13 protein-coding genes are annotated in these 14,788 nt (G+C 71.5%); 9 read left to right on the top strand and 4 right to left on the bottom strand.

Annotated elements, in window-relative coordinates; genetic code table 11:
- Positions 1 to 4: 4 nt before the first annotated feature.
- The 3 genes from wecB to ACFWRO_RS06250 all read right to left on the bottom strand — a co-directional run bounded on the left by wecB (position 5) and on the right by ACFWRO_RS06250 (position 3,151).
- On the bottom strand, positions 5 to 1,174 hold the full coding sequence (gene wecB, locus ACFWRO_RS06240) for a non-hydrolyzing UDP-N-acetylglucosamine 2-epimerase (protein WP_384504989.1): 1,170 nt from the start codon (positions 1,172 to 1,174) through the stop codon (positions 5 to 7).
- A 115-nt stretch (positions 1,175 to 1,289) separates the two neighbouring features.
- A complete protein-coding gene (locus ACFWRO_RS06245; RefSeq protein WP_384504992.1) occupies positions 1,290 to 2,003 on the bottom strand; it encodes a response regulator transcription factor in 714 nt (237 codons plus the stop codon).
- Positions 2,000 to 3,151, bottom strand: coding sequence for an ATP-binding protein (locus ACFWRO_RS06250; protein WP_384504994.1), 1,152 nt, complete (start codon positions 3,149 to 3,151; stop codon positions 2,000 to 2,002). Before ACFWRO_RS06250 ends, ACFWRO_RS06245 begins: the two co-directional genes overlap by 4 nt.
- A 101-nt stretch (positions 3,152 to 3,252) precedes the next feature.
- On the opposite strand from ACFWRO_RS06250, the gene ACFWRO_RS06255 reads away from it, so the two are divergent.
- Positions 3,253 to 4,395 (top strand): sensor histidine kinase, encoded by a 1,143-nt coding sequence (locus ACFWRO_RS06255; protein ID WP_384504996.1) that lies wholly within the window; start codon positions 3,253 to 3,255, stop codon positions 4,393 to 4,395.
- 60 nt (positions 4,396 to 4,455) lie between these two features.
- Here ACFWRO_RS06255 and ACFWRO_RS06260 read toward each other — a convergent pair whose 3' ends face one another.
- On the bottom strand, positions 4,456 to 5,475 hold the full coding sequence (locus ACFWRO_RS06260; protein WP_384504999.1) for a rod shape-determining protein: 1,020 nt from the start codon (positions 5,473 to 5,475) through the stop codon (positions 4,456 to 4,458).
- A 100-nt stretch (positions 5,476 to 5,575) separates the two neighbouring features.
- Here ACFWRO_RS06260 and ACFWRO_RS06265 point away from each other — a divergent pair, with 100 nt between their 5' ends.
- The 8 genes from ACFWRO_RS06265 (at position 5,576) to rodA (ending at position 14,777) form a co-directional block, all read left to right on the top strand.
- Complete coding sequence (locus ACFWRO_RS06265; RefSeq protein ID WP_384505002.1) at positions 5,576 to 7,084, top strand: bifunctional folylpolyglutamate synthase/dihydrofolate synthase; 1,509 nt, start codon at positions 5,576 to 5,578, stop codon at positions 7,082 to 7,084.
- Positions 7,085 to 7,089: 5 nt separating this feature from the next.
- On the top strand, positions 7,090 to 7,458 hold the full coding sequence (locus tag ACFWRO_RS06270; RefSeq protein WP_384505005.1) for a DUF4233 domain-containing protein: 369 nt from the start codon (positions 7,090 to 7,092) through the stop codon (positions 7,456 to 7,458).
- A 172-nt stretch (positions 7,459 to 7,630) separates the two neighbouring features.
- Entirely contained in the window at positions 7,631 to 8,044 is a 414-nt protein-coding gene (gene ndk, locus ACFWRO_RS06275; RefSeq protein WP_384505008.1) for a nucleoside-diphosphate kinase, read from the top strand.
- Between the two features lie 346 nt (positions 8,045 to 8,390).
- A complete protein-coding gene (locus tag ACFWRO_RS06280; RefSeq protein WP_384505011.1) occupies positions 8,391 to 9,410 on the top strand; it encodes a rod shape-determining protein in 1,020 nt (339 codons plus the stop codon).
- A gap of 178 nt (positions 9,411 to 9,588) precedes the next feature.
- A complete protein-coding gene (gene mreC / locus ACFWRO_RS06285; RefSeq protein ID WP_384505013.1) occupies positions 9,589 to 10,689 on the top strand; it encodes a rod shape-determining protein MreC in 1,101 nt (366 codons plus the stop codon).
- A gap of 3 nt (positions 10,690 to 10,692) precedes the next feature.
- Positions 10,693 to 11,358: a rod shape-determining protein MreD gene (mreD, locus tag ACFWRO_RS06290; protein WP_384505015.1), complete on the top strand. Its 666-nt coding sequence runs from the start codon at positions 10,693 to 10,695 to the stop codon at positions 11,356 to 11,358.
- Positions 11,359 to 11,377: 19 nt separating this feature from the next.
- Positions 11,378 to 13,573, top strand: a complete 2,196-nt coding sequence (gene mrdA / locus ACFWRO_RS06295) for a penicillin-binding protein 2 (RefSeq protein ID WP_384505018.1) — start codon at positions 11,378 to 11,380, stop codon at positions 13,571 to 13,573.
- A gap of 4 nt (positions 13,574 to 13,577) precedes the next feature.
- Positions 13,578 to 14,777, top strand: a complete 1,200-nt coding sequence (gene rodA, locus ACFWRO_RS06300; RefSeq protein ID WP_384505021.1) for a rod shape-determining protein RodA — start codon at positions 13,578 to 13,580, stop codon at positions 14,775 to 14,777.
- The last annotated feature ends 11 nt before the right edge of the window (positions 14,778 to 14,788 follow it).

The following is a 14,788-nucleotide window of genomic DNA, read 5'->3' on the forward strand; positions in this document are numbered from 1 at the left end:
CCGGTCAGGCCGCGGTGGCGAGGGCGGGGGAGTGGGCGGCGGTGGGCGCGGCTGCCAGGTCCGCGATGAGGCCGGCGATCCGGCGGGAGGCCGTGCCGTCGCCGTACGGGCTCGGCAGCGTGGCCAGCCGGCGCAGTCCGCGCGCGCCCTCGGCGATCCGGCGGCGGGCCGCCCGCCCGATCTCGGGGCCCGGGGCGACCAGGTCGGCGAAGTCGGCGAGCGACTCGGGGCGCTCGGTGGAGCGGCGGACCACCACCAGCGGCCGGCCAAGGACGGTGGTCTCCTCCTGGATGCCGCCGGAATCGGAGACGATCAGCGCCGCGTGCCGGGCCAGGGCCAGGAACGTGCCGTAGCCCGCCGGGGGCAGCACGGTCAGCCCGTCGAGCCGGGGCAGCAGACCCGCGGCCTCGATCCGGGCGCGGGTACGGGGGTGGAGGGGGAGGACGACGGGCAGCTCGCGGGCGAGGCCGGCCAGCTCGTCCAGGATCGCGGCGAGCGCGGCCGGGTCGTCGGTGTTCTCCGGGCGGTGCGTGGTGGCCAGGACGTACGCGTCGGGCGCCAGGCCGAGCGTCGCGAGGAGCCGGGCCCGCTCGGCGGCCGGCGGGAGGTGGTCCCGGACCACCTCGACCACCGGGTTGCCGGTCACCTCGATCCGTGCGTCCGGCACGCCCTCGGCGCGCAGCAGCTCCCGGTTGTCCGGGGTCGCGGCGCACAGGACGTCGGCGAGCCGGTCGATCAGGACCCGGTTGTGCTCCTCGGGCATGTCCCGGTCGTGGCTGCGGAGCCCGGCCTCGACGTGGACGAGGGGCAGGTCGCGCGCGTTGGCGGCGAGGGCGCCGGAGAGCGCGGCGTTCGTGTCGCCCTGGACCACGACCGCGAGCGGCGGCTCGGCGGCGAACCGCTCGTCGAGGGCGGCGAGCGCGGCGGCGACCTGCACGGCCCGGGGCTGCCCGCCGACACCCGTCAGGTACTCGGGCTCGGGCAGCCCGAGCTCGTCCAGGAAGCTGCCGGACAGCTCCTCGTCGTAGTGCTGACCGGTGTGGATCAGGCGGGCGGCGGGACCGAGCAGCCGGACCAGTTCGGCGAGCTTGACGAGTTCGGGACGGGTACCGAGGACGACGGCGACGCTGCGGGCGGGGAGGACGGCGGGGAGGTCGGCGGGGAGGGCGTTCATGCTCCGAAGGTGACCGGTCACGGTCGCGCGCTCGGGTGGAGCTCGGTTGCGGGACGGTTGCCCTTGCGGGTGGCGGGGAGGTCGGGACTTTCGGCCTGTCCGTTGGTCCCGAACGCTACGGACCCTGCCGGGGACGGCCACGGTCCGCCGCGCTCTCGTAGCGGTACCCCAGGCCCCGTACCGCCTCCAGCGGGTCGCGGGAGCCCGGGCCCGCCGCCGCGTGGAGCTTGCGGCGCAGGCGCAGGACCGCGAACTTGATCCGGTCCTTGCCGATGGCCGTGGTGTCGTCCCACACGTGGTGCAGGAGCTGCTCGGTCGTCACCACCCGGCCCCGGTTGCGGACGAGGAGCTGGAGCAGTCGGTACTCCAGGTCGCTGAGCCGGATCTCCGTGCCGTACCAGACGGCCCCGCGCCGCTCCGGTACGAGACGGAGGTCCTCCTCCACCGCCTCGCCCACCCAGCTGCCCGGCCGTGACCTGCGCAGCAGGGCCTCCACCCGGGCGAGGAGCTCGGTGTTGGCGAACGGTTTCACCAGGAAGTCGTCGGCACCGGAGCGCAGCCCGCGCACCCGGTCGTCGACGTCGCCGAGGCCGGACAGGATCAGCACGGGCAGATCGCTCATGTCCCGGGTGCGGTCGAGGACCTCCCAGCCGTCCAGGCGCGGCAGCAGCAGGTCGAGGATCATCAGGGCCGGGCGCTCCGCGAAGAGCAGCCGCAGCCCCTCGCGGCCGTCGTCGGCGACGGACACGTCGTAGCCGCGCCGGGCGAGCAGCGTGCGCAGCGCGAGAGCGAGGTCCGGGTCGTCCTCCACGACGAGCAGCCTGCTCACGGCCCGTCTCCCTCGCCCTCGTCGACGCGCGGGCGCGCGGTGAGCGGCAGCCGTACGGTGAAGACCGCGCCCGGCCCCTCCCGGTCGTGGACCTCGATCGTCCCGCCGTGCAGCCGTACGGAGTCCAGGGCGACCGCAAGGCCGAGCCCCGTACCGGGGAAGCCGCCGCGCCGGGCGTTGGGCGCGCGGACGAACGGGGTGAAGATCTCCTCCTGGTACTCCAGGGGGACCCCGATCCCGGTGTCCCGGACCACCACGGTCCAGTGGTCCCCGTCCGGCCGGGCGGTCACCTCGATGAGACCGTCCGCCGGGGTGTAGCGCACCGCGTTCTCGACGATCTCCTCCAGGACGCCGGTCACCATGGCGCCGTCGGCGACGAGGGGCGGGCCGGGGGCGGTGTCGACGGAGAGGTACGGGCCTTCTCCCGCGCCGCGCTGCAGGGCCTCCAGGGCGACCCGTTCGACCAGTTCGTGGACGACGAGCGGCGCGAGCGACGGGGTCGTCGGCGGGCCGCCGCCTGCCACCTTCGGCAGGTTCTCGGTCGCCGCGCGCATCCGGCTCGCGTTGCGGTGGACGGCCTCGACGAAGGAGGTCTGCTCGTCGTTCAGGCGCCCGGTGGCGGGGTCCAGGAGCAGCTCGGTCAGGCTCAGTACGGTCGCCAGCGGGGTCCGCAGCTCGTGCAGGGTGCGGGCGGCGAAGGCGGCGCGCTCCTCGGCGAGGGCGGTGAGGTTCCGTACCTGGGCGTAGAGCTGTTCCTCGGCCCGCCGCTGCCGGGTCACGTCCTCCACCAGCCACAGGTGCCCGAAGAGCCCGTCCCGTACGGTGATCGGGGCGCGCCGCCTGCGCAGGGTGCGCCCGTCGCTCAGCAGGTACTCGGCGGTCCGGGTGACCGGGTGGGGCGAGTCGCGCTCGGCGAGCAGCCTGTGCCGGTCCTCGGGGTGGGCGAGGAGCCCGGCGATGTGGTCGAGGAGCGGGCCGCGCGGGGCGCCGGGGGAGTGGTCGAGCCCCGGGGGCAGCCGGAGTAGTTCGGCGAAGCGCCGGTTGACCCGCAGGAGGCGCAGCTCGGGGTCGAGGAGCACCGCCGCCTGGGGCAGCGCGTCGAGGACGGCGGAGGCCAGGCTCAGCTCCTCCTGGGATGGTTCGTGCACATTCATGAGTCAAACAGCAGATTGACCGTAGTGCCCGATCTCACACGAGAAGTGACTTAGGTCCGGGGTGGCGGGTCGAAAGACCCGGGATGATGGAGGGCATGTCCCGACTGCCCGCCTTCCCCGCGCTGCGCCGTCGCGTGGACCGGTGGGCGGGTTCGCCGCGCGCTCTGGACGTCGTGACGGCGGTGAGCGCCTTCGCCCTGATGTCCCTCGACGTGCCGGGCCTCGCTCGCGCCGACAACTCCCTGACCGGCGCCACCGCCTCCCTGGTCCTGGCGGCCGGAGCCGCGACGCTCGTCCTGCGGCGACGGCTGCCCTGGGTGCCGTACCTGGTGGCGCTGGCCCTGATGGGGTGGCTGCACGAGCTGACGATGATTCAGTTCGCGCTGTACTCCCTCGGCCGGTTCCGGGGCCGCGCGGTCGGCGTCGTCGCGACGGTGCTCTACGTGGCCGTGGCGTACGGCCTCTTCCTCATGCCCGGCTGGCCGGCCCGGCACGGCGAGACCCTCAGCGAATTCCTCAGCCTCGTCGTGCCCATCGGCGTGCTCGCGGCCGGCGTCGGCATCGGCGCGAACCGCCAGGACCTGGTGCGCGCCCTGGAGGCCCAGCGGGCGGAGGCGGCGGCCCACCAGGCCGTCCAGGAGGAGCGGATCTCGGTCGGGCGGGACGTCCACGACCTGGTGGGCCGCGAGCTGACCGTGCTCGCCGTACGGGCCGAGGTGCTCGCCGTACGGGCCCGGGGCGCGACGTACCAGACCGACTTCGACGAGCTCGCGGACACCGCCCGCCGGGCCCACCACATGCTCAACGAGACCATCGTGCGGCGGGCCGACGGCGGCGCGGCGACACCCGGCCTCGAAGGGCTCGCCGCGCTCGCGGACGAGAGCGAGCGGATGGGCGGCCCGGTCGACCTCGAGGTCGCCGAAGAGGCCAAGGCGCTCTCGCCGCTGCGGCAGGCGGCCGTCCACCGCGTCGTGCGGGAGTGCCTGACGAACGCGGCCAAGCACGCGCCCGGGCTGCCGGTGACCGTCACGATCGCGGTGACCGGCCGCGACCTGCGCGTCGAGGTCCGCAACCCGCTCCCCGAGACCCCGCCGGACCGCGCCCCGGTCTCCACGGGCACCGGCCTGTTCTCCATGGAGGAGCGGGTCACCAGCATGGGCGGAAGCCTGTCGGCGGGCCCGGACGGCGGTACGTACACGGTGACGGCGCTCCTGCCGACGGGCTTCACGCGCGCGTAGTGCCCTGGGCCTCCGGGCGCGGGCTTCACCCGCGCGTGGCCACGCCCGGCCCTGCGGGCGTCAGCGCACCCTCTCCGCCCGCCCCAACACCCGGTGCAGGCTGTCGAACTCCTCCACGCAGCGGCCCGAGCCCAGGACCACGCAGTCCAGCGGGTCGTCCGCGACGAAGACCGGGATGCCCGACGCCGAGGCGATCCGCAGGTCGAGGCCCGGCAGCAGCGCGCCGCCGCCCGTGAGGACGATGCCGTGCTCCATCACGTCGCCCGAGAGCTCCGGCGGGCACTCCTCCAGCGTCGCCCGCACGGCCGCGATGATCGCCTCCACCGGCTCGTCCAGGGCGGCCCGCACCTCCGCCACCGTCAGCTCGAGGGTCTTCGGCAGCCCGCTGACCTTCTCCCGGCCCCGTACCGTGAACGTCGCCCGCTCCCGCTCCTCCTCGCCCGGCACCGGCCACGCCGAGCCGATCGCCACCTTGACGTCCTCCGCCGTGCGCTCGCCGATCAGCAGCGAGTGCTCCTTGCGCACGAAGTCGGTGATCGCCGCGTCCAGCCGGTCGCCGCCCACCCGCAGCGACTGCGCCGTGACGATGCCGCCGAGCGAGATCACCGCCACCTCCGTCGTACCGCCGCCGATGTCCACGACCATCGAGCCGCGCGGGGACGAGACCGGAAGGCCCGCCCCGATCGCCGCCGCCATCGGCTCCTCGATGAGATGGACCGCGCGGGCGCCCGCCGAGCGCGAGGCGTGCACGATCGCCCGCCGCTCCACCGGCGTCACCCCGCTCGGCACGCAGACCACCATCCGGGTCCGTGGCCTGCGCCCCTTCACGGCCTTGCGGACGAAGTGCCGGATCATCTCCTCGGCGGCCTCGTAGTCGCTGATCACCCCGTCCCGCAGCGGCCGGATCGCCGTGATCGAACCGGGCGTCCTGCCGATCGTCTCCTTCGCCTCCGTGCCGACCGCGAGCGCGGAGCGCGATCCCTCCTGGACCGCCACCACCGACGGTTCGTTGAGCACGATGCCCTGGCCGCGGGCGTAGAGGAGGGTGTTCGCGGTGCCGAGGTCGATGCCTATGTCCATGATCGCCAAGTCTGCCGGGCCGGTTCGGCGGACGGTGGGCCGAAAGTCCCGAAAGGGGTGGGTCCATGGTCCTGTCGGTGGCGCTCCGTAGACTGGGCCCGTGAGTGAGCCCCGCGACCAGTCCGGCGAGTCCGACCCGTTCGACGACATCGTCGCCTCCGAGACCGACAGAGACCCCGACCTGGCGGTGATCGAGGCCGGCAGCCGTACGCTGCGCGCGCATTCCGGTCCGCCGCAGGGCGACCCGGTGCCCGCCCGGCCCGCCGACCCGGAGGTGGACAAGGCGCTCCGTGAGGTGGAGACCGAGCTGTCGACCCGTTGGGGCGAGACCAAGCTCGAGCCCTCGGTGACCCGTATCGCGGCGCTCATGGACGTCCTGGGCGAGCCCCAGCGCGCGTACCCCTCCATCCACATCACCGGGACGAACGGCAAGACGTCCACGGCCCGGATGATCGAGGCACTGCTCGCCGCGTTCGCGCTGCGCACCGGCCGGTACACCTCGCCGCACGTGCAGACGATCACCGAGCGCATCAGCCTGGACGGCGCCCCGATCTCCGCCGAGCGGTTCATCGAGACGTACCAGGACATCAAGCCGTACGTCGAGCTGGTCGACGCCCGCGAGGAGTACCGCCTCTCCTTCTTCGAGGTCGTCACCGGCATGGCGTACGCGGCCTTCGCCGACGCGCCGGTGGACGTGGCGGTCGTCGAGGTCGGCATGGGCGGCACCTGGGACGCGACGAACGTGATCGACGCGCAGGTCGCCGTCGTCACCCCGATCGACCTGGACCACACCGACCGGCTCGGCGGCACGCCCGGCGAGATCGCGGTCGAGAAGTCCGGGATCATCAAGCAGGGCGCGACGGTCATCCTCGCCCAGCAGCCGGTGGACGCGGCGCAGGTCATGCTGAAGAAGGCCGTCGAGGTCGACGCGACGGTGGCCCGCGAGGGCATGGAGTTCGGCATCGTCTCCCGCGAGGTCGCGGTCGGCGGCCAGCTGATGACCCTGCGCGGGCTCGGCGGCGAGTACGAAGAGGTCTTCCTGCCGCTGCACGGCGCGCACCAGGCGCACAACGCGTCGGTCGCGCTCGCGGCGGTCGAGGCCTTCTTCGGGATCGGCGCGGAGCACGCCCGCACCCTGGACATCGACACCATCCGGCGCGCGTTCGCCTCGGTGGACTCGCCGGGCCGCCTGGAGGTCGTCCGCAAGTCCCCGACGGTCATCCTGGACGCGGCGCACAACCCGCACGGCGCGCGGGCCACGGCCGACGGCATCAGCGAGTCGTTCGGCTTCTCCCGGCTCATCGGCGTGGTCTCCACCAGCGCCGACAAGGACGCCAAGGGGCTGCTCGAAGCGTTCGAGCCGATCTTCGCCGAGGTCGTGGTGACGGCGAACTCCAACCCGCGCGCCACGGACGTCGACGCGCTCGCGGCGATCGCCGTGGAGGTCTTCGGCGAGGACCGCGTGGTCGTCGAGCCGCGTCTGGACGACGCGATCGAGGCCGCGATCACCCTCGCGGAGGAAGAGGGCGAGTTCAGCGGCGCGGGTGTGCTCGTGACCGGTTCGATCTTCACGGTCGGGGACGCCCGGCTGCTGCTCGGAAGGCGCTGAATCCGATGCGTACGCTCTGTGCCTCGACGCTGATCGGCGAGTTCTTCGTGATCGGCTTCGCCGGGCTCGTCGCCATGAAGGACGACAGTCTGGCGATGGCCACGGTCTGGTGGGTCTGCGGCGTCGCGATGCTGCTGTCGGTGCTGCTGTGCGGGATGATCACCCGCCCGGGCGGCGTCCAGCTGGGCTGGGCGCTCCAGATCGCCCTGATCGCGAGCGGCTTCTTCGTCCCGGTGATGTTCTTCCTCGGCGCGGCCTTCGCCGCCCTGTGGTGGGCCTCCTGCCACTACGGCGCGAAGATCGACGAGGTCAAGGCCCGCTGGGCCGCCCAGGCGGAGGCGGCGGACGCCGGCGCGACGCCGGAGGCGGGCTAGGCCCCTCGGGGCTCTGGGACCGAGCCGACGGGGGCACGGGCGGGTGCCCGGTGGCCCCCGCCACAGCCGCCCCGGAGGTGGGCTGGGGTGGGCCTGACGCTGAGTAATCGGCGGAGGTTCGGGACCTGTAGCCTCTGAGTCCCGCACACCGGATTTGTAAGGAGCCCCCACCGTGAGCCAGCGCACGCTCGTCCTGCTCAAGCCCGACGCCGTCCGCCGTGGCCTGATCGGCGAGATCATCGGTCGTATCGAGCGCAAGGCCGGCTGGACCATCTCCGCGCTCGAACTGCGCGAGCTGAGCCAGGAGACGCTGGAGCAGCACTACGGCGAGCACAAGGGCAAGCCCTTCTACGAGCCGCTGATGGGCTTCATGCAGTCCGGCCCCGTCGTCGCCCTGGTCGTCGACGGCGAGCGCGTCATCGAGGGCCTGCGGACCCTCGCGGGACCGACCGACCCGATCGCCGCCACCCCCGGCTCCATTCGTGGCGACTTCGGCACCATCGTCCGCGAGAACCTGATCCACGCCTCGGACTCCGAGGAGTCCGCCGTAAGGGAACTGAAGATCTTCTTCCCCGGCCTGGTCTGAACCGGCTGCGGACAGGCAGAGTGGACCTGCCGACAGGGCCGACCGGGTACATCCCGTTCTGACCCGAAGTCAGCCATCCACCGCAACGAACCTGGGGCGACCGAAGGAATTTCGGTCGCCCCCGGGCATATGAACGACAAGACCGGGAACGCATCGCACCGTCCTGTCGTCACCTGTACAGAGGTGGACCACCGCGCGGTATCCGTGGGGGCGGCACTACGATGGAAAACTCCACGCCGTAGCACCCGAACACCCACCACTTCGCACCACCTCGCCTACCTGAGAAGCCGTCAACGCTCCGATTGGGAAGGCCCGACGCATCCTCATGGGAAACAAGGGGAACTCAATGTCGTTCATCGGCCGTGACATGGCTGTCGACCTCGGGACCGCCAACACGCTGGTGTACGTCAGGGGTCGCGGCATCGTTCTGAACGAGCCGTCCGTCGTCGCGATCAACACCAACACCGGCGGGATCCTGGCGGTCGGCGCCGAGGCGAAGAAGATGATCGGCCGGACGCCCGGCAACATCGTCGCCGTCCGGCCCCTGAAGGACGGCGTGATCGCCGACTTCGAGATCACCGAGCGCATGCTCCGCTACTTCATCCTCAAGATCCACAAGCGCCGCTACCTGGCCCGCCCCCGGGTCGTCGTCTGCGTGCCCTCCGGCATCACCGGAGTGGAGCGCCGCGCCGTCATCGAGGCCTCGACGCAGGCCGGCGCCCGACAGGTGCACATCATCGAGGAGCCCATGGCCGCCGCCATCGGCTCGGGCCTGCCGGTCCACGAGGCCACGGGCAACATGGTCGTCGACATCGGCGGCGGCACCACCGAGGTCGCCGTGATCTCGCTCGGCGGAATCGTCACGGCACAGTCGATCCGGGTGGCCGGCGACGAGCTCGACAACGCGATCATCCAGCACATCAAGAAGGAGTACTCGCTCCTCCTCGGTGAGCGCACCGCCGAGCAGATCAAGATCACCATCGGCTCGGCCTACGACATGGGCAAGGACGAGCACACCGAGATCCGCGGCCGTGACCTCGTCTCCGGTCTGCCCAAGACCGTGGTCATCTCGGCCGCCGAGGTCCGCAAGGCCATCGAGGAGCCGGTCAACGCCATCGTCGACGCCGTGAAGACCACGCTCGACAAGTGCCCGCCCGAGCTCTCCGGTGACGTGATGGACCGCGGCATCGTTCTCACGGGTGGCGGCGCCCTGCTGCGCGGCCTGGACGAGCGGCTCCGCCACGAGACCGGGATGCCGATCCACATCGCCGAGGATCCGCTGGACTCCGTGGCGCTGGGCTCCGGCAAGTGCGTGGAGGAGTTCGAGGCGCTCCAGCAGGTCCTGGACTCGCAGCCCCGCCGATAACAAGTGGGCGGCATTCGGCTCGCGATCGGCTGTACGGGTGGCAAGACCTCCCGTACGGCCGATCGTTGATATAACGACATAAACCGCCACAAATCGCACGAACCGCCTGAACCGTTCGAACCGCACGGAACAACCGCACGGAACAACCGAACCACGAGGAAAGGCACGGCCGCCGCACGTGAGGGACACACGAGAGAGCCGGCTGCTCCTGGTGCTGCTGATCGCCATCGCGTTCGCACTGATCACGGTGGACATCCGCGGCGGCGAGGAGTCACCCGTCGACGGCGCCCGCCAGGCGGCCGCGGCGGTCTTCGGACCGGTAGAGAACGGTGTCGCGGCGGCCGTCGATCCCATCGGCAACGCCATAGGGGCGGTACGCGACTCCGGCGAGCGGCACGACCGGCTCGCCGCCCTGGAGCGCGAGAACGCCGCCCTCAAGGCCAAGCTCGGCAGCGACGACCGCAACCGCAGCCGCCTGCGCGAACTCGACACCCTGCTCAAGACGGCCGGCGCCGGGCAGTACGGCATCAAGGGCGCCGAGGTCATCGGAATAGGAGCGGCCCAGGGCTTCTCCTGGACCGTCACCATCGACGCCGGCGCCAACGACGGCATCGAGCGGGACATGACCGTGCTCAACGGCTCCGGTCTCGTCGGCCGCGTCACCACCGTCGGCCCCTCCACCTCGACCGTGCTCCTCGCCAGCGACCCCGACTTCACCGTCGGCACCCGCATGGAGAACTCGGACGAACTCGGCTTCGCCACCGGCCAGGGCAACGGCCCGCTCCTCGTCCAGCTCCTCAACGGCAAGGCGAAGGTGAAGAACGGCGACCGGCTCGTCACCTTCGGCTCGCAGGCGAACAAGCCCTTCGTGCCCGGCGTCCCGGTCGGCGAGGTCGTCCGCGTCGACCCGCTGGGCGGCGGCCTCACCCGCAACATCTACGTCCGCCCGTACGTCAGCTTCTCCAAGCTCGACATCGTCGGCGTCGTCGTCCAGGCCCCGCGCACCAACCCGCGCGACACGGTCCTGCCGCCGAAGCCGAAGCCCGCGCCGACCGTCACCGTCACGGTCACGCCGAAGCCCCCGGCGGGCGAGCAGCCGCAGGGCCAGGCGGAGGGCCTGGTGCAGGGCGGCGACCAGCCGCAGGGCCAGGCGCAGGGGGAACAGCAGCCAGGGCAGCAGCAGCCGGGCCAACAGCCAGGGCAGCAACAGCCAGGGCAGCAGGAACCGCAGGGGCAGAAGCCCGAGAACGAGCAGCAGAACGATCAGCAGGGGGACTGAGGCATGAAGTTCAACCGGATCCTGCTCTCCACCACGCTCGTCGTCGTCGCCCTGGTCATCCAGGTCTCCGTCCTCGCGCGCCTCCAGCTCCCCGGCGCCGTACCCGATCTCGTCCTGCTGACCGTCCTCGGTCTCGCGCTCGTGTACGGCCCCGTCAGCGGCTCCCTCATCGGCTTCGGGGCCGGCCTCCTCGCCGACCTCGCCCCGCCCGCCGACCACGCCGCCGGCCGCTACGCCCTGGTCCTCTGCCTCATCGGCTACCTCGCCGGACTGGCCCGCCCCGACAACGGCAAGCTCAAGTCCGCCAGCGGCCCGATGGCCGTGGTCGTCGCCGCGTCGATCGGCTCCACCCTGCTGTACGCGGGGGTCGGCGCCCTCGTCGGCGACACCGCCGCCCGCCATGTCGGCCTCGGCTTCCTGCTGTTCACCGCGGCCCTCTACGACCTGCTCCTCGCGCCCTTCACCGTGCCGCTGATCATGGCGCTCGCCCGGCGCGCGGAGAACGACCCGCTGACCGCCGACAGCTCCGGCGGGACGGACGTCGCCTCCGGCTGGCTCAGCTCGGGCACCGGCCTGCAGATCGGCAACCAGCGCGGCGGCCTGCGCGTCAAGGCCGCCCGTACGAGAGCGGCGCGCGCCGGACGCATCAAGGGAGTCAAGCGACTGTGAGCGAGGGGGCACCGGCAGTATGAGCAACATCCCGGAGACCGGGCGGACCCCCAGGGTCCAGGTCCGGCTCGTCATCATCCAGATCCTCGTCTTCTCCCTCCTCCTCACCCTCGGCGGACGCCTCTGGTACCTCCAGATCCGCAACGGCAAGGAGTACGCCGAAGAGGCGAAGAGCAACAACATCCAGCGCGTCGTCCAGCCAGCCGTCCGCGGCTCGATCCTCGACGCCCGGGGCGTCCCGCTCGCCGACAACGAGACCCGGCTCGTGGTCTCCGCGTCCCGCACGGACCTGATGAAGATGAAGGACGACGGCAAGGCCGTCCTCACCCGTCTCGCGGGCGTCCTCGGCATGACGCCCAAGGACGTCATGGACAAGGTCAGGCTCTGCGACTCCGAGACCCCGAAGCCCTGCTGGAACGGTTCCCCCTACCAGCCGATCCCGATCACCGACGAGGCCACCACGCAGCAGGCCCTTCGGATCCGGGAGAGCACCGAGGACTTCCCCGGCATCAGCGCCGAACTCACCGCCGTACGCCGCTACACGGCACCCGGCAAGGCCAAGACCTCGCAGGTGCTCGGCTACCTCTCGCCGGTCACCGACGACGAGATCCAGAAGGCCAAGGACACCGAGTCGCCGTACCTCCGCTCCGACCAGGTCGGCCGCTCGGGCCTTGAGCGCACCTACGACAAGGAGCTGCGCGGCAAGGCGGGCGTCACGTCCTACGAGGTCGACAAGGTCGGCCGCGTCATGGGCCAGACCCAGTCCGATCCGGGTGTACCCGGCTCCACCCTCGTCACCAGCATCGACGCCCGCGTCCAGGCCGTCGCCGAGTACGAGCTCGCCCAGGCGATGAAGACGGTCCGCGGCGAGACCGACAAGATCACCGGCCGGAAGTACGAGGCCGACTCGGGCGCCGTCCTCGTCATGGAGTCGAAGACCGGCCGTGTCGTCGCGATGGCCTCCCAGCCCGACTACGACCCCAACGCCTGGGTCGGCGGCATCTCCGGCAAGGACTACGCACGGCTCACCAGCAAGGACTCCAACTACCCGCTGCTCAACCGGGCCATTCAGGGCCAGGCACCCGCCGGCTCCGTCTTCAAGATCGTGTCGGCGAGCGCGGCCGTACGGGCCGGCCACGACTTCAACGACAAGTACCTCTGCAGCAGCTCCTACAGCATGGGCAACCGGAGCTTCGCGAACTTCGAGTCCCAGGGACACGGCCCCATCACCCTCGGAGACGCCCTCAAGTTCTCCTGCAACACGGTCTTCTACCGTCTCGGCCACCAGGAGTGGAACCGCGACGGCGGCCTCAAGCCCAAGAAGGACGCCCACGACTGGTTCTACCGGACCGCCCGTGATTTCGGCTTCGGCTCCGAGACCGGCATCGACGTGCCGAACGAGGTCACCGGCCGCATCCCCGACCGCCAGTGGAAGCAGAAGTTCTGGGAGGCCAACAAGGACGCCTGGTGCAAGCAGGGCAAGAAGGGCGGCACGTACGTCGAGCAGATCGCGTACGAGAGCTGCCTCGAGGGCAACCAGCTGAAGGCCTACGACAGCATCAACTTCTCCATCGGTCAGGGCGACGTCCTCATCACGCCCGTCCAGCTGGCCACCGCCTACGCCGCCATCAGCAACGGCGGCACCCTCTTCAACCCCTCCATCGGCAAGGCCGTGATCAGCCCCGACGGCAAGAGCGTCGAGGAGATCAAGCCCCAGGCCCACGGCAAGCTGCCGGTCGACGCCCAGACGATCAAGGACCTCGACAAGGGGCTCCGCTCGGTCGTCGAGCCCGGCGGCACCGCCGCCTGGCGCTTCGGTGGCTGGCCGCAGGACAAGATCCCGATGCGCGCCAAGACGGGTACCGCCCAGGTCTACGGCAAGCAGACGACCTCCTGGTTCGCCACGTACACCGACGACTTCACCATCGTCATGACGATCTCCCAGGGCGGTACGGGCTCCGGCGCCTCCGGCCCCGCCGTGCGCAACATCTACGACGCGCTCTACGGCCTCGACGACGCCGGCAACCAGGACCTCAAGCGCGCCCTCCTGCCCAAGCCGCAGACGGCGCTGCCGAAGATCCAGACCGACGGCTCCATCGACGCGCCGGACATCAAGGCGTACGACCCGAAGTCACAGCTCGTCGACCCGGAGAAGCAGAACGACGGACAACAGCCGCTCGCGGGGCCGCCGCCGCACACCAGGACCGGGGACTGAACCGATGACCGCACCCCACGGCTTCTCCGTCTCCCGGTACGCCCCCGAGCGCGGCACCTTCGCGAAGCTCGCCGCCCGCGACTCGGTGGTGCGCCGGCTCGACTGGCCGATGCTGCTCTCCGCGCTCGCCCTGTCCTTCATCGGCGCGCTGCTCGTCTGGTCCGCCACCCGCGGCCGCACCGAGCTCAACGGCGGCGACCCGTACGCCTTCCTGTTCCGGCACTCGCTGAACACCGGCATCGGGCTCGCCCTGATGATCGGCACGGTCTGGCTCGGCCACCGCACCCTGCGCGGCGCGGTGCCGATCCTCTACGGCATCTCGATCGTGCTGATCCTCGCCGTCCTCACCCCGCTCGGCGCGACCATCAACGGCGCGCACGCGTGGATCGTGATCGGCGGCGGCTTCTCGCTCCAGCCCAGCGAGTTCGTGAAGATCACGATCATCCTGGGCATGGCGATGCTGCTCGCGGCCAAGGTCGACGCGGGCGACCAGATCCACCCGGACCACCGGACGGTCGCCAAGTCGCTGCTTCTCGCCGCGCTGCCGATGGCCATCGTCATGCTGATGCCGGACCTCGGCTCGGTGATGGTCATGGCGGTGATCGTGCTCGGCGTGCTCCTCGCCTCCGGGGCCTCCAACCGCTGGGTCCTCGGCCTCATCGGCGCCGGCGTCGCGGGCGCGGTCGCGGTCACCGCGCTCGGCCTGCTCGACGAGTACCAGATCAACCGCTTCGCCGCCTTCGCCAACCCCGAACTCGACCCGGCGGGCGTCGGCTACAACACCAACCAGGCGCGCATCGCGATCGGCTCCGGAGGCCTGTACGGCGCGGGGCTCTTCAACGGCCACCAGACCAGCGGCCAGTTCGTGCCCGAACAGCAGACCGACTTCATCTTCAGCGTCGCGGGCGAGGAGCTCGGCTTCCTCGGCGGCGGACTGATCATCGTGCTGCTCGGCGTGATCCTCTGGCGGGCCTGCCGGATCGCCCGGGAGACCACCGAGCTCTACGGCACGATCGTCGCGGCCGGCATCATCGCCTGGTTCGCCTTCCAGTCCTTCGAGAACATCGGCATGGCGCTCGGCATCATGCCGGTCGCGGGTCTGCCCCTGCCCTTCGTCTCGTACGGCGGCTCGTCGATGTTCGCGGTGTGGGTGGCGATCGGCCTGCTCCAGTCGATCAAGGTGCAGCGGCCGATGACGGCTTGAGCCAGGCCTGA

The organism is Streptomyces sp. NPDC058579 (assembly GCF_042718575.1).
GTDB lineage: Bacteria > Actinomycetota > Actinomycetes > Streptomycetales > Streptomycetaceae > Streptomyces.